This is a genomic window from Brachybacterium sp. JB7 (assembly GCF_003335205.1).
Lineage (GTDB): Bacteria > Actinomycetota > Actinomycetes > Actinomycetales > Dermabacteraceae > Brachybacterium > Brachybacterium alimentarium.
The window spans coordinates 52,794-72,872 of sequence record NZ_QPGN01000011.1; the positions used below are offsets into that span (position 1 = coordinate 52,794).

The following is a 20,079-nucleotide window of genomic DNA, read 5'->3' on the forward strand; positions in this document are numbered from 1 at the left end:
ACCGAGCTGGAAGTGGTCGAGCACGGCATGGCCGGGCCAGGCCAGGCCAGGCCAGGCCAGGCCACGCAATTGTGAGCTGGGGACCTATGTGGATGCTTCACATGGGTCCCCAGCTCACATTTGTTGGCAAACCCGACGAGGCCGACGAGGCCTGGCGAGCTCGACGAGGCCGACGACGCTGGCGAGCTCGACAATCCTGGCGAGCCCGACGACCCTGGCCCGGTCCGACACCGCCCGGCCCGACACCGCCCGACCCGGCGCCGGGCGGGTCAGCGCCGGGCTGGTCAGCGTCGGATCAGGCGCGGAAGCCGAGCAGGTGCTGCATGGCCAGCTGCTGCAGGCGCACGAAGCCGAAGTTGCGCTCGCCGGCCTTGTCCGCGTCGAACTCCTCGAAGGTGGAGCGATCCGCGAGCAGGTCAGCGAGGGACTCGCCCTCGGCGAGGGTCGGCTGGGCGAGCTCGTCGATGCCGGAGTAGGACAGCGCCTCCTGGACCTCGGAGTCCTGGCGGAACGCGAGGGCGCGCTCCTTGAGCATCAGGTACATCTCCATGTTGGCCGCGGCGGACTCGTACTGGCCCTGCTCGTGCTCGGTGCGCGAGGGCTTGAAGTCGAAGTGACGGGCACCCTCGTAAGCGCCGGGCTTGGACGGGAAGCCGTTCTCGAGCAGGTCCACGGTGAAGAACGCGCTGATGAGGTCGCCGTGACCGAACACGAGGTCCTGGTCGTACATCGGGCCGTGCTGGCCGTTGAGGTCGATGTGGAACAGCTTCTCGGACCACAGCGCCTGGGCGAGGCCGTGCGTGTAGTTCAGGGTCGCCATCTGCTCGTGGCCGGTCTCGGGGTTGATGCCCACGATGTCGCCGTGCTCGAGCTGCTCGATGAAGGCCAGGGCATGGCCGACCGTGGGCAGGAAGATGTTGCCGCGCGGCTCGTTGGGCTTCGGCTCGAGGCCGATGCGCATGTCGTAGCCCTTGTCCTTGATGTAGCCGGCCACCGTGTCCAGACCCTCGCGGTAGCGCTCGAGCGCGGCGAAGAGGTCCTTGGAGCCGTCGTACTCCGAGCCCTCGCGGCCGCCCCACATGACGAAGGTGGTCGCGCCGAGCTCGGCGGCGAGATCCACGTTCGCGAGCACCTTGCGCAGGCCGAAGCGGCGCACGTCGCGGTCGTTGGAGGTGAACGCGCCGTCCTTGAAGACCGGGTGGGCGAAGGTGTCGGTGGTGACCATCTCGATCACGAGGCCGGTCTCGTCGGTGACGGACTTGAGCTGGTCGATGATCTTCTGACGCTCGGCCGGGGTCGCATCGAAGGGCACCACGTCGTTGTCGTGGAACGTGAAGCCCCAGGCGCCGAGCTCGGAGAGCTTGCGGATGTGGGCGCTCAGCTCGAGCGGCGGGCGGGTGGCGAGACCGAACTGGTCGCGCGCCTCCCAGCCGGTGGTCCACAGGCCGAAGGAGAACTTGTCGTCACGGGTGGGGGTGGGTGCAGTCATGGTCGAACTCCTCTGTACGAACAGCAGTCTCTGGTCCCTCGCGGCCCGAAGCGTCGCACTACGATGCTCTGAACCGATCCAGACGACGCTCCTGGAACCGATCCAGCAGTTCCCAGGACCAGTTCCCAGGACGGGCATCGCCGGGCCGCTTAGTATGTTTGAGTTACTAACATACGACGAATGGTCGCCCGACCACAAGACGGCACCACGAAATCGCACGACGGAAGGGTCAGTCCCATGCAATCGACGCACCTGCGCGAGCACAACCTCTCGCTCGTCATGCGCGCCGTCGTGAACGCGACCGTCCCGGTCTCACGGGCCACGCTCGCCCGCTCCACCCAGCTCACCAAGCCCACCGTCTCCAAGCTCGTCGAGGAGCTGATCACCGCCGGGCTGGTGGAGGAGCACGCCCCGGTCTCCCAGGGCAGCGGCCGACCGATGGTGCCCCTGCATCCTGCTCAGCACACAGTGCTCGGCATCGGCCTCGAGATCGCCGCCGAGCACATCTCGTGCCTCGGCATCGACTTGGCCGGTGGCATGCTCAGCACCCGCACCGAGTACCTCGAGGTCACGGCGGACAACGTCCCCGAGGCGGTCCAGGCGTGCGCCCGACTGCTGGATCAGGTCCGCGCCGAGGCGGGGCCCGCGACGCTGGTGGGGGTCTGCGTCGCCGTCCCCGGGCGCATCTCGCCCGACGGCGAGAGCGTGCTGTCGGCCCCCAACCTCGACTGGGCCGACGTCCCCCTCATGCGTGAGCTCCAGAGGATCCCCGCTCTGGCCGCCGTCCCGGTCCTGGTGCAGAACGACATCCGGCTGTCGGTGCTCACGGAGATCGCCCGTCGGCCGGACGAATCGTTCATGTACGTGCGGGGCAGCACCGGCGTCGGTGGGGCGATCGTGCTCGAGGGCAAGGTGCTCGAGGGGGTTCACGGCTGGGCCGGCGAGTTCGGGCACACCGTGGTCGAGCCGGACGGCGCGCTCTGTCGCTGCGGCCGACGCGGCTGCCTCGAGGCCTACGTGTCGTACCACGCGCTGCGGGAGCGGGCCGGCCTGCGGCGGGACGTGCTCATCGACGAGCTGGTCGAGGAGCTCTCCCGCAGCAGCGATCGGGCGGAGGTGATCGGCACGATCGGCCGCTCGCTGGGCCTGGCGATCGCCAACGCGCTGAACATCCTGGACCTGTCCACCGTGGTGCTCTCGGGATACCTGGGGCCGATCGCCGAAGAGATCGCGCCCTTCATCCGCGAGACGGTGGACCGCCACGCCCTGGCCGCCGAGGTCGACGAGATCGTCATCGAGCGCTCGGACGACCTCGCGGCTCCGGCCCTGTGGGGCGCGGCGCGCGCGGCGATCTCACCGCTCCTGGACCACCCCGGCGACTGGATCGCGCGGTCGGTCCGTGCTTGACCCGCCCGCTCCCACTTCGTAAGTTGAAGACACTAAAGGCAGGTTCCGCCCCTGGTTCCGCCCGGCACGTCTGCGGCCCCTCTCTCCTGGGCGTCCGGGCCCGACCGTCCGCTTCTCCGGGTCCGACCGACCGCTCCGCAGCATCGTCTGCACCGTCAGAACTGTCAGGACCGTCGCCGGGCACAGCATGCGAGGACGAGCACCCCGGTACGTGATCGGCGAGCGACGGTGCACCCTCCCGGCCCACGCCCGTCGGCCGATCCACGACCCCCGATCCCCAATCCCCCGACCGCAGGGCCGAACGACCGCACGACCGCAACACCGCCCGACCCCATCACCGCATCACCGCCCGACCGCATCACCGCATCACCGCATCACCGCATCACCGCATCACCGCATCACCGCACCATCCACTCACCGAGGAGTCGTGACACCCGCAGTGACCACCCCATCCCCCACCGCCCGCCCGCTGAACATCGGCATGGTCGGCTACGGCTTCATGGGAGCCGCCCATTCCCATGCCTGGCGCACCGCCCACCGCTTCTTCGACCTGCCGGCGACGCCCGTGCTGCACACACTCGCCGGGCGCACCGAGAGCTCGCTGGTCGCGGCCGCCGAGCGGTACGGCTTCGCGCGCACCACCACCCGGTGGCAGGACCTCCTCGAGGATCCCGAGATCGACGTCATCGACATCTGCACGCCCGGTGACACCCACGTCGAGATCGCGCTGGCCGCTCTCGCGTCGGGCAAGCACGTGCTGTGCGAGAAGCCGCTCGCGAACTCCGTGGAGGAGTCCGAGCGGATGACCGCGGCCGCGGCGGACGCGCGCGCCCAGGGCGTGCGCAGCCTCTGCGGCTTCTCCTACCGCCGCACGCCCGCGCTCGCCTATGCGCGCCAGCTGGTGGCCGAGGGCGCCGTGGGCGAGATCCGTCAGGTGCGTGCGCAGTACCTGCAGGACTGGCTCTCCGACACCGACGCCCCGATGACCTGGCGCCTGGACAAGGACAAGGCCGGATCCGGCGCGCTCGGGGACATCGGTGCGCACATCATCGACCTCGCCCAGTGGATCACCGGGCAGGACATCTCCGCCGTCTCGGGCACCCTCGAGACCGTCGTGCCCACGCGCCCCGCGGCCGGGGACATGCAGGGACTCGGCGGGACCGGCGATCTCTCCGGCGAGCGCCAGCAGGTCACGGTCGATGACCTCGCCCTGTTCACCGCGCGCTTCGCCGATGGCGTGCTGGGCTCCTTCGAGGCCACGCGCATGGCGCAGGGCCGCAAGAACGCGATGCGCGTGGAGATCAACGGCTCGAAGGGCTCGATCGCCTTCGACTTCGAGCGGATGAACGAGCTGGAGGTCTACGACGCCACGGCGCCCGCCGGCCGACAGGGATTCACCAGGGTGCTGACCACCGAGCCCGAGCACCCCTACGCCGCCGCCTGGTGGCCCACCGGCCACGGCCTGGGCTACGAGCACACCTTCACGCATCAGATCGCCGACCTGGTGCGTGCCATCGGGGAGGGCACCGACCCCTCCCCCTCCTTCGAGGAGGCCCTGCAGGTGCAGCGCGTCCTCGCCGCCGTCGAGGCCAGCTCGGCCGACGGCTCCAGCTGGCAGGGCGTCGCGCCGTCGGCCGCCGCCAAGAACTCCATCTCCACCTCCACCTCCACCTCCACCTCGCAGGAGCGCACCCGATGACCGACCCCCAGACCACCCCGCAGGCCGCCCCGCAGGCAGGTGCCTCCGACCAGGGCTCCCCGACCACCCGCACGGCGCTCGTCGTGCGGGGCGGCTGGGACGGGCACCAGCCGATCGAGGCGACCGACCTCTTCATCCCGTTCCTCGAGGAGAACGGCTTCTCGGTGCGGATCGAGGAGTCCCCCGCGGTCTACGCCGATGCCGAGTACATGGCCACGGTGGATCTCATCGTCCAGTGCAACACCATGTCCACGATCGAGAAGGAGGAGTTCGAGGGGCTGCGCGACGCCGTCGAGGCGGGCACCGGTCTGGCCGGCTGGCACGGCGGCATCGCCGACAGCTACCGCAACAACTCCGACTACCTCACGCTGATCGGCGGTCAGTTCGGCTGCCATCCCGGCAAGCACCCCGACGAGCGCACGGGCGAGCAGTCCGACAACTACGTGCCCTACACCGTGGACATGCTGCCGGCGGCCGCGGAGCACCCGATCACCCGCGGCATCGGCGACTTCGACCTGGTCACCGAGCAGTACTGGGTGCTCTCGGACGACTACATCGACGTGCTCGCGACGACCACGCAGAAGGTGCGCGCATGGGATCCGTGGCACCGTCCCATCACCTCGCCGGCGATCTGGACCCGCCAGTGGGGCGAGGGCCGGATCTTCGTCTCCACCCCCGGCCACCGCGTCGAGGTGCTCGAGGACCCGAACGTCCGCACCGTGATCGAGCGGGGCATGCTGTGGGCGGCGCGCGGCAGCGAGCAGCCCTACGGCGAGCACGGCGGGCGCAGCGCGAAGGAGGCCACCCGATGAACGCGCAGGGCATCCCCGCCACGACGGAACGCTCCCCGATGCGCATCGGCATGATCGGCTGCGGCGTCATCTCCAAGCAGTACTTGGCCAGCTTCGACCAGCTGCCGGACGTGCAGCTCGTGGCCGTGGCGGACCTCGACCGCGCCCGCGCCGAGGCCGCCGTCGAGGGCCGTGACGGGGTGCGGGTGCTGAGCGTGGACGAGCTCATCGCGGACCCCGAGGTGGACACGGTGCTGAACCTGACCATCCCCGCGGCGCACGCCGACGTGGATCTGCGCGCGATCGCCGCGGGCAAGAACGTGTACTCCGAGAAGCCCTTCGCGGTCACCACGCAGGAGGGCGCGCAGGTGCTCGAGGCGGCGCGGGAGGCGGGCGTGCTCGTGGGCAGCGCCCCGGACACCGTGCTGGGCACCGGCACCCAGACGGCGCGGGTCGCGATCGACGACGGCGAGATCGGCACCCCGATCGCCGCGGTGGCCACCATGGTCACCCCCGGCCATGAGCGCTGGCATCCGCAGCCGGACTTCTACTACGTGCCCGGCGGCGGTCCTCTGCTGGACATGGGCCCGTATTACATCCACTCGCTGGTCACGCTGCTGGGACCGGTGGCCGAGGTGATCGGCGCCGGCAGCCGCCTGCGCACCGAGCGCACGATCGGCTCCGGCCCCCGCGAGGGAGAGGTCATCCCGGTCTCCACGGACACCCATGTCACCGGCGTGCTGATCCATGAATCCGGGGTGCTCTCCACTCTCGTGATGAGCTTCGACGCGGTGGGCACGTCGGCTCATCCGATCGAGGTCCACGGCACCGGCGGCACGCTCGCCGTGCCGGACCCCAATCGCTTCGACGGGGACGTGGAGATCAAGCGTCTGGGCGGCGAGGGCTGGGAGACCGTGCCCGTGGCCGGCGGCTACGCCGACGCCTCGCGCGGCATCGGCCTGCAGGACATGGCCGTGCGCGGTGCGGACCTCCGGGCCAGCGGCGACCTCGGCCAGCACGTGCTCGAGGTGATGAACGCGGTGCTCGAGTCGGCCACCAGCGGTGCGCGCGTGGGGGTGGCCAGCACGGTGGCCCGGCCCGAGGCCGTCGAGCAGCAGGACGCCCGCGTCACCGCCTGACGGCCGGACACGGGGGCTCGCGGCTGCCGTCGGGCGTCACCCCGAGCAGCGGCTCGGTCGGGAGCGCGGCAGTGGACGGAAGGGGCACCCCTCCCGCCCGCTGCCGATCTCACCTCGGCTCCGCCGCGTTCTCGATCGGGACCGTCATGTGCTGGCCGTTCTCGGGCAGCCCGTCGACGCACTCGGCCCCAACGCCCTCCCTGGGGACGACGCCGGACCCGGACGCGACGTCGGACCCAGAGGCATCGCCGACCTCGGAGGCGTCGTCGGACCCGGGGGCCATGTCGAGCTCGGGCGGGGCACCGAGCTCGACGTCGGCGAACGCCATGGGCAGCCCCTGCCCGGTCCAGCAGGAGGCGCGATCCATCAGCTGCGCGTGCACGTGGGGTTCGCTGGAGTTCCCGGTGTTCCCGCAGCTGCCGATCTGCTCGCCTGCTCTCACGCGCTCGCCGACCTGCACGAGGACCGAACCGCGTTGGAGGTGAGCGACCATCGCGCAGACGCCGTCGTCGCCACGGATCGTGACGTGATTCCCGACGACGAAACCCGGCCCTCCGATCTCGCGGATCACGCTCTCGAGCATCATCCAGGCCACGCCCCACCGGTTCGAGCGGGCGCGGTGGTCCCGATGCCGGTCCGAGACGCGCACCACCGTTCCGTCGAGCATCGCGTGCACGGGCCGGCCGAAGGCGGGGTACTCCTCCGCAGCCCGCATCGCGGGGCCGCCGAACTCCGGCCGCGGCACATCCAGCGGATCGTGCACGAGGTCGATCGCGTAGGCCTGGCCATAGGCGCGCACGCCGTGGCTCGGCACGACCGAGGCCGGACTGTTGATACCCATCCAGCGACCTCGCACCGGCGACCCGACCACTCGCGCTTCGGGGACCGGCAGCCACCGCGGTGCCACGAAGGTCAGCACCACGCACGCCAGTGCGACGGCGAAGGCGAGGGGCACGAGGGTCGCCTGGACCTCCCGGATCCCGTCCTGCAGGGCCCGGCCCATCGTGACGACATCGCCGAGCAGATCGCTGAGGATCGCCGCGAAGATGACCAGCATGGCGGCGTAGAAGAACGGGCCGCGCACCCGGTAGAGCGACAGCACCATGCCCGTCATCGTTGCGCTCCGGCCAGGCTGGCCAACAGGGGCACGACGCGCGCCGCGGGCACCTCGTAGCTCCCCCGTCCGCTCTGACGGACCCATCCCGCCGCGACGAGCTGGCGCAGATGGTGGTGCAGCTGCCCGGTGGTGCCGAGCGCCGCGACCTCTGCCAGCTCGGCGGTCGCGTGCACGCCCGAGAGCAGATGACGCAACAGCTCCAGCCGAACGGGATGGCCGAGCGCAGCGAACTCCGCAGCCCGGTCGGACCAGTCCGTCTCCAGCATCCCCGTGGTGCCGGCGCTCTGCTGCCACGCGACCGGGGCACCGCCGGGCAGGGTCATCGACCCGATCAGCATCACCGCACCCTCGGCCGTCGCAGGATGATCGCCCAGGCGCGAGCGCAGGCCCGTCAGCGCCCAGTACTGCTCCTCGTCCACCGCCGACGCCTCGGACCGCTCCGGGTGCGCTGATCGGTGCTGGCCGCCCTGGTGCCCGGGCTGCTCCTCCCGGACGCGGCATTCCGTGGCGCTCTCCAAGCGGCTGACCCGCTCGGTCAGCGCCTCCAGAGCCCGCCTCATCTCGTCATCGCTCTCATCCATGGCGCGATAGTACGCTACTCCATACTTACGAACTAGACCTCGACGGGTCCCGCTCGTCCGCCGACTGCGCCGACTGCGCCGACTGCGCCGACCGCGCCAGCTGTCGACTGCCGGACTCAGAGGTGCCCAGTGCCGACCGCCAACCGCCGTCGTCAGCAGTTGCTGGTGCCGACCGCCTGCCGCCGACCGCCGAGTTTCCTGGTGCCGACCGCCGGACTCAGAGGTTCCAGATGACCGGGACCAGCACGATCTTCACCACGATGGAGAAGGCGAAGAGCGTGGCGTAGGCGGTCTCGATGCGCTCGTCGGCCCGCTTGGAGTTCGCGGCGTCGAGCACGGCGGGCTGGCCGAGGAAACCGGCCATGGCTCCGGCGACGCGCGGGGCGGAGAGGTCGAGAACCCAGCGACCCGCGAGCAGCAGCGCCACGCAGCTGAGCGCCGCGACGACCACGGAGAGCACCGCCGCCCGCCAGGCCGTGGGCGAGGAGAGCACGGAGGCGACGTCGGGCCCCGCGGTGAGGCCGAGCCCCGCGAGGAAGAGCAGCAGGCCCAGCTGGCGCAGCGTGATGTTGGCGCTGCCCGGGAGGGCCCAGACCACCGGTCCGGTGCGGCGCAGGGCGCCCAGTACCATGCCCACCAGCAGAGGGCCGGCCGCCGGGCCGAGCGAGAAGCTGCCACCGCCGGGCATCGGCACGGTGACCAGGCCCAGCGCGAAGCCGAGCACGAGGCCCAGCCCGAGCGAGAGCACGTCGAGCTCGCTGGCCTTGCGGTCCGAGTCGCCGAGCAGGGCGTGGACGGCTTCCAGCTTCGAGCGGTCCACGGCCACGGCCATGCGGTCGCCCGGTTCGAGCACGAGGTCATCGCGAGCCAGGAGCTCGAGGTCGCCGCGGCGCACCCGGGTGGGCACCGCCCCGAAGCGCACCGGGAGGTTCAGCTCGGCGATGGACCGCGAGGCGAGGTCCGGGTTGGAGACGGTGAGGCGGGTGAACTCGACCAGCGAGCGGTCATGGGCGATGTGCCGGGCGCTGCGCTCCCCGAGCTCCTCGGTCACCGCCTCGACCGCGTCCGGCATCCCGACGGCGACGACTTCGTCCCCGACCAGCAGGTCCTCCCCGGGCACGATCACCCGCACCGTGCCTGCGCGGCGCAGGTAGGAGAAGCGCACCTGCTGCTCCTGCCACTGGGGGATGTCCCGCAGGTTCGCCGGGCGCAGCACGTGCACGGTGGCCGAGTCGAGGCTGGTGCCGGCGAGCGCGGGGGTGTCCTTGCGGCCGGGCCAGTTGCGGGTGACGACGGTCGAGACCAGCACGATCCCGACGATCACGCCGATCGGATAGCCGAAGGCATAGCCCACCGACGGCGCGGACGTCGAGGTCAGACGGTCGGCGGCGTCCAAGGCAGGGGCAGCGGTGAGCGCACCGGTGAACAGTCCCAGCGAGAGGTCGCGGGCCAGGCCCAGCGTGTGGCCGAGCACGATCGTGGCGATCGCCGCGATCACGGTGCTGGCGGTGGCGGCGAGCAGCAGCGGCAGCTGACGGTTCAGCGTGCTGAAGAAGGCGGCACCGGCGGAGATGCCCACCGTGTAGACGAACAGGGCGAGGCCCAGGGACTGCACGAAGTCCATGCCTGCGCCGAGATGGGGAGCTGCCGCGGAGAGGGCGAGGCCGGTGAACAAGGCCCCCGCCGCACCGAAGCGCACGCGGCCGAACGGGATGGCTCCCAGCACGGCCCCCGTCGCGACGACCAGGAACAGCGTGAGGAGCGGGCTCCCCTCGAGGACGTCGATCACGTGGAACCTTTCCAGAGCCCGCGACCGCGCACCGGCAGGTGCGCATCGAGCGCGGGCACCGCGGTGTGGAGTGGCCTTCCACGATAGTCGCGGCCGACGCGCACCGGGAGGGGAGTTGTCCGAGGTCACGACGTCCGTGACGGCAGGTGACGCGGACGCCTGGGCGCAGGGTCCCGTGGATGCTCTGCTGCAGCGATCTGCGGCTGCTCGGCCGACGGCCGGGGCTGCTCAGCCGAAGGCGAGCGGCAGCATCTGACCGCGCTCGCCCAGAGCGTCGAGTTCGACCTGTTCCGCCTCGGTCGCGGGGCGCCGGCCGGTGGCGACGCGCAGGGCATCGGGGTCGGTCCAGGTCTCGGGGAGCCGCAGCCGCAGGCGGCGTTCGACCATGTCCCGGGCGGCAGCCAGCCCGTCTGCGGGCGGTCCGGCGGCGGGTGCGTGGGAGGCCAGACGACTCTCGGCGGCCGGTCTCTCGGCGGCCGGTCCGTCGGCCGTCGGAAGATGCGCGACCAGGTCCAGATGATGCAGCGTCCACTCGAGCACGTGGGCGCCGAGGTAGTCCCGCACCGTGAGGGTCTTGCCCTGGGTGCTCACCGGGAGGTCGGGGTGGGCGATCAGCGCGGCGCGACCGGCCGCTGCACCGAGGTCCTCGAGATGATGCCGCAGCAGGCCAGGATCCTCGTAGGCGTGGGCCAGGCGCACGACGAGCGCGTCGTGGGGGTCCTGGCCGTCCGGCATATCCGGCGACGGGGTCCAGTAGCTGAGCAGGTCGTGGGTGGGGGCGGTCTCTGCGGGAGTGGCGAGCGTGATCAGCACGTCCTGGGCGTCGATCACCAGATGGGTGACCAGATCCCGCACGAGCCAGCCCCGGCAGCCGGACGGTTCCGCGAAGGCGTCGTCCGGAAGGGCGGCCACCGCCGAGCGCAGGGCCGACCAGGTCAGCGAGAAGAGGTCCACGGGGGCACGCTAGCAAGCAGCCCCACAGCGACCCGGCGCGATCCACGCCGGTCCAGTGCGGTCCGAGCCGGCCCAGCGCAGTCCAGAGCGGGCCCACCCACCCCAGGGCGCGCCAGCTCAGCTCGCCCCAGGGCGCCCCCAGCTCAGCTCAGGCCAGAGCGCGCCAGCCCAGCCCATGGCAACATCCGGCACCTGCCTGCCGCCTGCGGCGTGGTGCAGGACACTTCAGGGCAGTGCCCACCGGACCAGGTGCGCCTGTCCGCGACGACGCGGTCCGTCGACGTCGCCGTGCAGCATCGGTCCGCCCGGGCAGTCCCGCACTCCGTCAGCCTCGCCGGAAAGGCGCCCCATGCTCAACGTCGCGATCATCGGCACCGGTTCCATCTCCGATGCACACCTGCGCGCCTACCTGGCCGCCCCTGACCTGGTGCGCATCGTCGCCCTGGGCGATCTGACCGTCGAGAAGGCCGAGGAGAAGCGCCAGGCATTCGGGCTGGAGGACGCCCGCACCTATGGCGATGCCGGCGAGCTGCTGGCGGCCGAGGATCTCGACCTGGTCTCCGTGACCACGCCCCCGTCGGCCCATCGCAGTGTGAGCGTGCAGGCGCTCGACGCCGGGGCGCATGTGATCGTCGAGAAGCCGATGGCGCCCTCGCTCGAGGACTGCGACGCGATGCTCCAGGCGCAGCGCCGCAGCGGGAAGCTGCTCTCGGTGATCGCGCAGAACCGGTTCCGCCCGGAGATGATGCGCCTGAAGGCCGTGCTGGACAGCGGGAAGATCGGACCCGTCGCGCATGCCCGGATCTCCTCGGAGTGGTGGCGCGGCACCTCGTACTACGACCTGTGGTGGCGCGGCACGTGGGCGTCCGAGGGCGGCGGCTGCACCCTGAACCACGCCATCCACCACATCGACCTCGCGCTGTGGCTGCTGGGGTCCCCGCAGGCCGTGGTCGCGATGATGACCAACGCCGCGCACGACAACGCCGAGGTGGAGGACCTCTCCGTCGCGATCCTGCAGTACGAGCGGGGCCTGGCCGAGCTGACCAGTTCCGTCGCGCACCACGGGGAGCGGCAGGAGATCGTGATCCAGGGCGAGCAGGCGCGCATCTCCCAGCCGTGGGAGGCGATCGCCGAGACGGCGATGCCCAACGGCTTCCCCACCCCGGACGGCAACCCCTCGCTGACCGACGAGCTCGAGAGCCTGGTGGCCGATCTGCCCCCGCTGCCGCACACCGGGCACGCCGCCCAGCTGCGCGACGTGATCGGCGCGATCGGCGAGGGCCGTGCGCCGTTCATCGACGGCGAGGACGGCCGACGAGCGGTCGAGCTGGTCACCGCGATCTACGCCTCGGCCATCGAGCGCCGCACGGTCGACCTGCCGCTCGCGCCGGAGAACCCCTACTACCGCTCCGGCACGCTGGTGGAGCGGGCGCCGCATTTCTTCGAGAAGACGGCCTCGGTGGGCGCGCTGGACGGCGACATCACCGTCGGCGGAGACTCCTAGCGGTCGAAGGGCCCCGTCCCGCGGTCCATGACGCCCCCGCCTCACCTCCCCTCCCCGGCCTTCTCCCTCCCGCCCTGACCACCCCGTTGAAAGGATCCCCATGGCAGTCTCCGAAGGAGCCAACTACGCCCCCGCCGCGATGCCGAAGCCGGTCGTCGAGCCCGGCGAGTTCGTCTTCGCCGTCATGCACCTCGATCATGGCCACATCTTCGGCATGACCCAGGGCCTGATCGGTGCCGGCGGCACCCCGAAGTGGGTCTACGACACCGACGCCGAGCGCGCCGCCGCCTTCCAGGAGAAGTTCCCGGAGGTGAAGATCGCCAGCAGCGAGGAGGAGATCCTCGCGGACGACGACGTGCTGCTGGTCGCCGCCGCGGCCATCCCCTCCGACCGCGCCGCGCTGGGCATCCGGGTGATGGAGGCCGGCAAGGACTACTTCACCGACAAGACCCCGCTGACCACCCTCGACCAGCTCGCCGAGGCGAAGGCCGCCGTGGAGCGCACCGGCCGGAAGTACATGGTCTACTACTCCGAGCGCCTGCACGTCGAGGCCGCGGTGCTCGCCGGCCAGTACATCGAGCGCGGCGCGATCGGTCAGGTCATCCAGGTCCAGGGCATGGGCCCGCACCGCCTGGGCGATCCGGCCACCCGCCCTGACTGGTTCTACGAGCGCGCCCGCTACGGCGGCATCCTCACAGACATCGGCAGCCACAACTTCGAGCAGATGCTCACCTTCACCGGCTCCGACGACGCCGAGATCCTCTCGAGCGCGATCGGCAACTTCGCCCACCCCGACCACCCTGAGCTCGACGACTTCGGCGAGGCGCACATCGCCCTCTCCTCCGGCGCCTCCGGCTCGGTGCGCGTGGACTGGTTCACGCCCGACGGTCTGCGCACCTGGGGCGACGGGCGCACGTTCATCGTCGGCACCGAGGGCTACATGGAGCTGCGCAAGTACGTCGACGTCACCACCGACAACGGCGGCGGCCAGGTGATCCTGGTCGACGGCGAGGGCGAGCATCGCATCGACGCCACCGGCAAGGTGGGCTACCCGTTCTTCGGGGACCTCATCCTCGACGTCCTGCACCGCACCGAGAACGCCATGACGCAGGCCCACGCCTTCAAGGCCGTGGAGCTGGCGCTGAAGGCCCAGGAGCAGGCGCGGGTGCTGCAGGCTCCGGGCGCCTGACCCTCCGCGCCCCGCGGGACGCACGCCTCTCCTGCAACGGCCGCTGTCCCCTCGGGGACGGCGGCCGTCGGCGTCGTGAGGCCCTCCCCACCGTCCCGACCCGCTCTGCCCCTCGCCCCAGCGCCTCCTCCACCGCCACCGCGCGCCCATCGCGCGCCCACGTGGAGGGGCGTGACCTGGGACGCCATCGCACCCCAGTCCCATGACCGACATCCCGACGTGTTTTCTGCTGTATTTCGGACGTTAATCCACCTCTGGCCACCGCTTGACCTGAGGGTAGGCCTGGGCATACCGTGTCGATATCGACAGAAGTTTCCGAAATCTTTTCGGCATGGACGCCGAACTTGCGAACTGGAGCAGCAATGAAGCCTGTCACTCGCCGTGCGACTCTCGCCGGCCTCGGGATCTCCGTGCCCGCCCTCGTCACCCTCAGCGCCTGCGGCGGAGGCAAGCAGCCCGCCGGCGGCGCCGGCTCGTCGTCGAGCCTGTCCGTCTGGGCGCTGACCGGGGCCAAGGAGGACACCTACCAGCAGTCCTTCGATGCCTGGGACGACGCGAACCCGGACTCCCCCTTCGCCGTCGAGTTCTTCGCCAATGACTCCTACAAGGAGAAGATCCGCACCTCAATCGGCTCCGGCAACGCTCCGACCCTGGTGTTCAACTGGGCCGGCGGCACGCTGGAGGACTACGTCTCCAACGAGTCGGTCGTGGGCCTCTCCGGCAAGGTGGACGACGTCCTCTCGCGCACGATCGAGTCGATCGCCAAGGTCGGCGAGGTCGACGGGAAGCAGTACGGCGTCCCGAACAACGACACCCAGCCGGTGGTCCTCTACTACAGCACCGAGCTCTTCGAGGAGCACGGCGTCACCCCGCCCACCACCTGGGCAGAGCTCATGACCGCGGTGGAGACCTTCGTCGAGGCGGACATCATCCCGATCGCCCTGGCCGGGCAGAGCGTGTGGCCCGAGCTCATGTACATCCAGTACCTCACCGACCGCATCGGCGGCGAAGGGGTCTTCGAGAAGGTTCTGAGCGGCGAGGCCGATGCCTGGTCCGACCCGGCCATCACCTCCGCGCTGGAGTCGATCGTGGAGCTGGTGGACGCCGGCGCCTTCGGCTCGAGCTTCGGATCGGTCGCCGCGGATGCGGGCGCCGATGCGGCCCTGGTGCACACCGGCCAGGCCGCGATGCTCCTGCAGGGCAGCTGGGTCTACGGGACCTTCAAGCAGGACGCGCCCGACTTCGTGGCCGACGGGAAGCTCGGCTTCCTGAACTTCCCGGCGGTCGAGGGCGGCGACGGCGACCCGTCCAACGTCGTCGGCAACCCTGCCAACTTCTGGTCCGTCTCCTCCGACGCGGACGAGGAGGTGCAGGAACTCGCCATCCAGTACCTCAACGATTTCAACCTCAACGAGGAGATGGTGGAGAGCTTCCTGGCCATGGGCGCGATCCCCGCGGTCAAGGACCTGGAGGACAAGCTGCCCGACCTCGACGACGGCGACTTCCTGTCCTTCGCCTACGACATGGTGACCAACGCACCGCACTTCCAGCTGTCGTGGGATCAGGCGCTGCCCGCGGCTCCAGCCCAGGAGCTGCTCACCAACCTCTCGCAGATCTTCCTCGGCGAGAAGGAGCCGGCCGATCTCGTCAGCGCGATGAACGCGACCCTGGACTCATGACCGCAGCGCAGTCCCCTGCTCCGCCCGTTCCCCGGGAGGGTCGGGCGCCCTCCCGGGGCTCGGCGCGGTCCAGGGCCCGCACGAGCCTGCGCACCGCGCCGAGCAACTGGATGCTGGCCCCGGCGCTCGCCTTCTTCGGCATCTTCGCGCTGCTGCCGCTGGCGGGCGTCGTCGTGCTGTCCTTCTTCGCCTGGGACGGACTGGGCACCCCGTCGTTCGCCGGGTTCGATGCGTGGGTCTCGGTCTTCCAGAACCCGGTCACGCTGAACGCGATGAAGCTGACCTTCCTGATGACGGCACTGAGCTTCGTCGTCCAGTTCCCGCTGAGCCTGCTGCTGGGAACCTTCATGGCGGGGCACCAGCGGTACCGCGAGGCCTTCTCCGTGCTCTACTTCCTGCCGCTGCTGTTCTCGGCGGCGGCGACCGGTATCGCCTTCAAGGCGCTGCTGGACCCGAACTTCGGGCTCTCCCGGGCGTTCGACGCGGACTTCCTGCGACAGGATTGGCTCGGTTCGCCGAACCTGGCGTTCTACACGCTGATCATGGTCATCTCGTGGTCCTTCGTGCCCTTCCACTCCCTGCTCTACCAGGCAGGGGTGCGGCAGATCCCGAAGTCGATGTACGAGGCGGCCACCCTCGACGGCGCGGGACGCACCCGGCAGTTCTTCAACGTCACCCTGCCCCAGCTGAAGTACACGATCGTCACCAGCTCCACGCTGATGCTGGTGGGCTCTCTGACCTACTTCGACCTGATCTTCATCCTCACCGGGGGCGGGCCCGGCAACGCGACGCGAGTGCTTCCGCTGGACATGTACCTGACCGGCTTCCGCTCGTATCAGATGGGGCCCGCGAGCGTCATCGCCGTGATCCTGATCGCCGTGGGACTGCTGCTGTCCCTCGGCCTGAACAAGGTCTCGGGCGCGGACAAGATGGAAAGCCAGATGGAGGGCGCCTGAGATGAGAACCCGCAATCCGAACGTCGTCGGCGGGATCCTGGGCTTCGCCTGGCTGCTGGTCATCCTGGTGCCGATCTACTACATCGTCATCACCAGCATCCGTCCGCGCGAGGACTACTTCAGCTCCAACCCGCTGTCGATCCCCTCCGAGTTCACCCTCGAACCGTTCCGCTACGTCCTGGAGAACGACTTCCTGCGGTACTTCGCCAACAGCGTCTTCGTGACCGTCGTGACCGTCGTCGCGGTGGTGGTGTCGTCGCTGATGGCCAGCTACGTGATCGTTCGCAGCCGCACCCGGCTGGCCCGCTTCAGCCAGAAGCTGTTCCTCATGGGCATCGCGATCCCGCTGCAGGCCACGATCATCCCGATCTACTACCTCATCGTGCAGCTCGGGCTGTACGACACCCTCTGGGCGCTGATCCTGCCCAGCGTCGCGTTCGCCATCCCGATCACCGTGCTGATCCTGACGAACTTCCTGCGCGACGTGCCCAAGGAGCTGTACGAGTCGATGACGGTGGACGGCGCCACCGACCTGCAGATGTTCCGGCGCCTGGTGCTGCCGCTGGCGAAGCCCGCGGTGGTCACCGTGGGCATCTACGACGCCCTGCAGGTGTGGAACGGCTTCCTGTTCCCGCTCGTGCTCACGCAGAGCTCCGAGATGCGCGTGCTGCCGCTGTCGCTGTGGGCGTATCAGGGGGAGTTCACCACGAACATCCCGGCGGTGCTCGCGGCCGTGATGCTCTCGGCGCTGCCGATCCTGGTGCTCTACATCGCCGGTCGGCGCCAGCTGATCAGCGGTCTCACCGCTGGGTTCAGCAAGTAGCAGAGCAGGCGGTTCCCGGCCCGAGGACTCGGGCCGGGAACCGCCTGCTCATGCGGCCGACGTCCGACGGTCATCAGGCATCGCCATATAGGAGTCATCGGCCGTCGACCATCAGGCATCAGCCGTCAGCCGTCAGCCGTCAGCCGTCAGCCGTCAGCCGTCAGAACAGGGTCGCGACCCCGTAGATGGCCAGCACCATGGCGAAGGCCACCACGGATTCGATCGCCTGCTGCACGGTCCAGACCCGCAGCGTGGTCTTCACGTCCATGTCCAGCAGTCGGCCCACGAGCCAGAAGCCCGAGTCGTTGACGTGGCCGGCGAACACCGAGCCCGCCGCGAGCGCTAGCACCATGCAGGCCGTCTCGAAGGGGCTGAACCCGCCGGTGATGATCCCGGGGGCGACGAGCGCCGCGGCGGTGGTCAGCGCGACGGTGGCCGAGCCCTGCGCCAGGCGCAGCGCCACGGCGATGAGGTAGGCAGCCAGGATCAGTGGGATGCCGAGGTCCGAGAGCGAATCGGCGAGCGCATCGCCGATGCCGGTGGCCTGCAGGACGCCGCCGAACATGCCGCCGGCACCGGTGATGAGGATGACCGCGCAGACCGGGCCGAGGGCGTTGTCCATCGTCTTCTCGATGGTGGTGCCGCTCTTGCCGCGGCGGAAGCCGAGCACGATCACGGTGAAGAGCGCCGTGATCAGCAGCGCGATCGGCGTCTCGCCGAGCATCCGCATCGCCTGCACGATCGTCGAGTCCGGATCGACGGCGCCGACGCTGCCGAGAGCATCGAAGCCGGTGTTCAGCAGGATGAGGATCAGCGGCAGGATGAGGATCAGCATGATCGTCCACGGGGCGGGAGGGTTCTCGACCTCCTCCTCGTCACCGGTGAGCCCGGCGAAGGCGGTCTCCGGCACGTTGATGCGGAAGCGGTTCGAGACGACCTTCCCCCACAGGTGACCGGAGACGTACCAGGTGGGGAAGGCCAGCACGAGGCCGAGGAGCAGCACGTACCCGAGGTTCGCCTCGAGGAACGCGGTGGCGGCGACCGGGCCGGGGTGGGGCGGCAGATACACGTGCATCACGGACAGCGCCGCGGCCACCGGGATGCCGAAGGCCAGCAGATTCCCGCCGAGGCGGCGTGCCACGGCGTAGACGATGGGCACCATCAGCACGAACGCCGCGTCCATGAAGATCGGGAAGCCGATGAACAGCGCCGCCACGCCCAGGGCGAAGGGGGCCCGTTTCTCGCCGAACAGCGAGATCATCCATTCGGCGAGCGCCCTCGCGCCGCCCGAGGTCTCGACCATCGCACCGAGCATGGCGCCGATGGCGACCAGCAGGGCGACGTTGGAGAGCGTGTCCCCGAAGCCGAAGAGCATGGTCGGGACGACCTGGCCGGCCGGGATGCCGGCCACCACCGCGGTGAGCAGGCTGACGATGATCAGCGCGAGGAACGCGTGGATCTTCAGCTTCATCACCATGACCAGCAGGAGCGCCACGGTGACGACGGCGACGGTGATCAGTCCGCCGGCACCCAGCCAGCTCTCCCATCCGGTCTCTTCTATCCAGTCCAGTTCCATGGTCAGGTCCTCTCGGGGTGATCGGAGCGATCGGAGTCGTCACGGCGATCAAGGTGGTGGGGGCGTTCAGTGCGATCGAAGTGGTGCTGGCGATCAGAGTGATCAAGGTGGCGGGGGTGGTGATCGGCGCGGCCGCGAGGACCAGGACGATCGCGGGGCGCGCCCGGGAGACCGGCGTGCCTGCACTCGGTCACCATTCGGCGAGCGAGCCGTCGCGGTGGCGCCAGATGGGGTTGCGCCAGCGGTGGCCGATCTCGGCGCGCTCGCGCACGTAGTCCTCATCGATCTCGATGCCGAGCCCGGGGCCCGTCGGGATGCGCACCATGCCGTCCTCGTAGGCGAAGACGGAGCGGTCCTTCACATAGTCGAGCAGGTCGTTGGCCTCGTTGTAGTGGATGCCGAGGCTCTGCTCCTGGATGAAGGCGTTGTAGGCCCCGGCATCGATCTGCAGGCAGGTGGCCAGAGCGATGGGGCCGAGCGGGCAGTGCAGCGCGAGGGCGACATCGTAGGCCTCGGCCATCGCCGCGATCTTGCGGGTCTCGGTGATCCCTCCGCTGTGGGAGGGGTCGGGCTGGATGATGTCGACCGCGCCGCTGGCCAGCACCCGCTTGAAGTCCCAGCGGGTGAACAGCCGCTCGCCCAACGCGATGGGCGTCGGGGTGGCGCGCAGAGCATCGAGCACGGAGTCGAGGTTCTCGCTGAGCACGGGCTCCTCGATGAACAGCGGATGGAACGGCTCGAGCTCGCGAAGCAGCACCTTGGCCATCGGGGCATGCACACGGCCGTGGAAGTCGACGGCCACGCCGATGTCGTCCCCGACGGCCTCGCGGATCGTCGCGACGTTCTCGACGGCGCGGGTCACCGTGTCCCAGCTGTCGATGAACTGCATCTCCTCGGTGCCGTTCATCTTCACCGCGCTGAAGCCGCGCTCCACCGCGTTCTTGGCCTGCCGTGCGGTATCGGCCGGGCGGTCGCCGCCGATCCAGGAGTAGACGCCGATGCGGTCGCGGACCCGCCCTCCCAGCAGCTGGTGGACGGGCATGTCGTGCACGCGGCCCTTGATGTCCCACAGCGCCTGGTCGATGCCGGCGATCGCGCTCATGAGGATCGGCCCGCCGCGGTAGAAGCCGCCGCGGTACATGACCGTCCAGAGGTCCTCGATGTTCTCGGGATCCTGGCCCACGAGGTAGTCGCTGAGCTCCTCGACCGCCGCGCACACCGTGGCGGCGCGACCCTCGACGACCGGTTCTCCCCAGCCGACCACGCCTTCGTCGGTCTCGATGCGCACGAACGCCCAGCGGGGTGGGACCTGATAGGTGGTGACGGTGCGGATCTTCATCGGTGATGCTCCTCGGACGGGCAGTTCAGGCGGCAGGACATGCCGAG

At 70.1% G+C, this 20,079-nt stretch carries 16 protein-coding genes; 9 read left to right on the top strand and 7 right to left on the bottom strand.

The features are described 5' to 3' along the window. Window positions 1–295: 295 nt before the first annotated feature. On the bottom strand, window positions 296–1,489 hold the full coding sequence (gene xylA / locus CIK81_RS12940; RefSeq protein WP_096163692.1) for a xylose isomerase: 1,194 nt from the start codon (window positions 1,487–1,489) through the stop codon (window positions 296–298). Window positions 1,490–1,726: 237 nt separating this feature from the next. Here xylA and CIK81_RS12945 point away from each other — a divergent pair, with 237 nt between their 5' ends. From CIK81_RS12945 to CIK81_RS12960, 4 genes are all read left to right on the top strand, one after another. Then, window positions 1,727–2,896 carry an ROK family transcriptional regulator gene (locus tag CIK81_RS12945; protein ID WP_096163693.1) on the top strand — a complete coding sequence of 390 codons (1,170 nt, stop codon included), beginning with the start codon at window positions 1,727–1,729 and terminating at the stop codon, window positions 2,894–2,896. 481 nt (window positions 2,897–3,377) lie between these two features. Beyond that, window positions 3,378–4,595 carry a Gfo/Idh/MocA family protein gene (locus CIK81_RS12950; protein ID WP_114355800.1) on the top strand — a complete coding sequence of 406 codons (1,218 nt, stop codon included), beginning with the start codon at window positions 3,378–3,380 and terminating at the stop codon, window positions 4,593–4,595. Beyond that, a complete protein-coding gene (locus tag CIK81_RS12955) occupies window positions 4,592–5,407 on the top strand; it encodes a ThuA domain-containing protein (RefSeq protein WP_241964158.1) in 816 nt (271 codons plus the stop codon). Before CIK81_RS12950 ends, CIK81_RS12955 begins: the two co-directional genes overlap by 4 nt. A gap of 38 nt (window positions 5,408–5,445) precedes the next feature. After that, window positions 5,446–6,525: a Gfo/Idh/MocA family protein gene (locus tag CIK81_RS12960; RefSeq protein WP_096163765.1), complete on the top strand. Its 1,080-nt coding sequence runs from the start codon at window positions 5,446–5,448 to the stop codon at window positions 6,523–6,525. 109 nt (window positions 6,526–6,634) lie between these two features. On the opposite strand, the gene CIK81_RS12965 is transcribed toward CIK81_RS12960, so the two are convergent. The 4 genes from CIK81_RS12965 to CIK81_RS12980 all read right to left on the bottom strand — a co-directional run bounded on the left by CIK81_RS12965 (window position 6,635) and on the right by CIK81_RS12980 (window position 10,966). Then, window positions 6,635–7,630 carry a M23 family metallopeptidase gene (locus CIK81_RS12965; RefSeq protein ID WP_241964159.1) on the bottom strand — a complete coding sequence of 332 codons (996 nt, stop codon included), beginning with the start codon at window positions 7,628–7,630 and terminating at the stop codon, window positions 6,635–6,637. Between the two features lie 5 nt (window positions 7,631–7,635). Further along, window positions 7,636–8,223 (bottom strand): helix-turn-helix transcriptional regulator, encoded by a 588-nt coding sequence (locus tag CIK81_RS12970; protein ID WP_096163696.1) that lies wholly within the window; start codon window positions 8,221–8,223, stop codon window positions 7,636–7,638. Between the two features lie 217 nt (window positions 8,224–8,440). Beyond that, the gene (locus CIK81_RS12975; RefSeq protein ID WP_096163697.1) at window positions 8,441–10,012 is read right to left on the bottom strand and encodes an aspartate:alanine exchanger family transporter; all 1,572 of its coding nucleotides are present in this window, start codon (window positions 10,010–10,012) and stop codon (window positions 8,441–8,443) included. Between the two features lie 228 nt (window positions 10,013–10,240). Further along, window positions 10,241–10,966, bottom strand: coding sequence for a maleylpyruvate isomerase N-terminal domain-containing protein (locus CIK81_RS12980; protein ID WP_096163698.1), 726 nt, complete (start codon window positions 10,964–10,966; stop codon window positions 10,241–10,243). A 349-nt stretch (window positions 10,967–11,315) separates the two neighbouring features. Here CIK81_RS12980 and CIK81_RS12985 point away from each other — a divergent pair, with 349 nt between their 5' ends. The 5 genes from CIK81_RS12985 to CIK81_RS13005 all read left to right on the top strand — a co-directional run bounded on the left by CIK81_RS12985 (window position 11,316) and on the right by CIK81_RS13005 (window position 17,117). Then, a complete protein-coding gene (locus CIK81_RS12985; protein ID WP_114355791.1) occupies window positions 11,316–12,470 on the top strand; it encodes a Gfo/Idh/MocA family protein in 1,155 nt (384 codons plus the stop codon). Window positions 12,471–12,570: 100 nt separating this feature from the next. Continuing rightward, window positions 12,571–13,659: a Gfo/Idh/MocA family protein gene (locus CIK81_RS12990; protein ID WP_096163700.1), complete on the top strand. Its 1,089-nt coding sequence runs from the start codon at window positions 12,571–12,573 to the stop codon at window positions 13,657–13,659. A 362-nt stretch (window positions 13,660–14,021) separates the two neighbouring features. Further along, complete coding sequence (locus CIK81_RS12995; RefSeq protein ID WP_096163701.1) at window positions 14,022–15,338, top strand: extracellular solute-binding protein; 1,317 nt, start codon at window positions 14,022–14,024, stop codon at window positions 15,336–15,338. A gap of 110 nt (window positions 15,339–15,448) precedes the next feature. Next, window positions 15,449–16,294 (top strand): carbohydrate ABC transporter permease, encoded by an 846-nt coding sequence (locus tag CIK81_RS13000; protein ID WP_176485518.1) that lies wholly within the window; start codon window positions 15,449–15,451, stop codon window positions 16,292–16,294. Between the two features lies 1 nt (window position 16,295). Then, window positions 16,296–17,117, top strand: coding sequence for a carbohydrate ABC transporter permease (locus CIK81_RS13005; RefSeq protein ID WP_114306208.1), 822 nt, complete (start codon window positions 16,296–16,298; stop codon window positions 17,115–17,117). A 160-nt stretch (window positions 17,118–17,277) separates the two neighbouring features. Here CIK81_RS13005 and CIK81_RS13010 read toward each other — a convergent pair whose 3' ends face one another. After that, a complete protein-coding gene (locus CIK81_RS13010; RefSeq protein WP_096163704.1) occupies window positions 17,278–18,693 on the bottom strand; it encodes a GntP family permease in 1,416 nt (471 codons plus the stop codon). A 190-nt stretch (window positions 18,694–18,883) separates the two neighbouring features. Continuing rightward, window positions 18,884–20,032: a galactonate dehydratase gene (gene dgoD, locus CIK81_RS13020; protein ID WP_096163705.1), complete on the bottom strand. Its 1,149-nt coding sequence runs from the start codon at window positions 20,030–20,032 to the stop codon at window positions 18,884–18,886. Window positions 20,033–20,079: the final 47 nt, after the last annotated feature.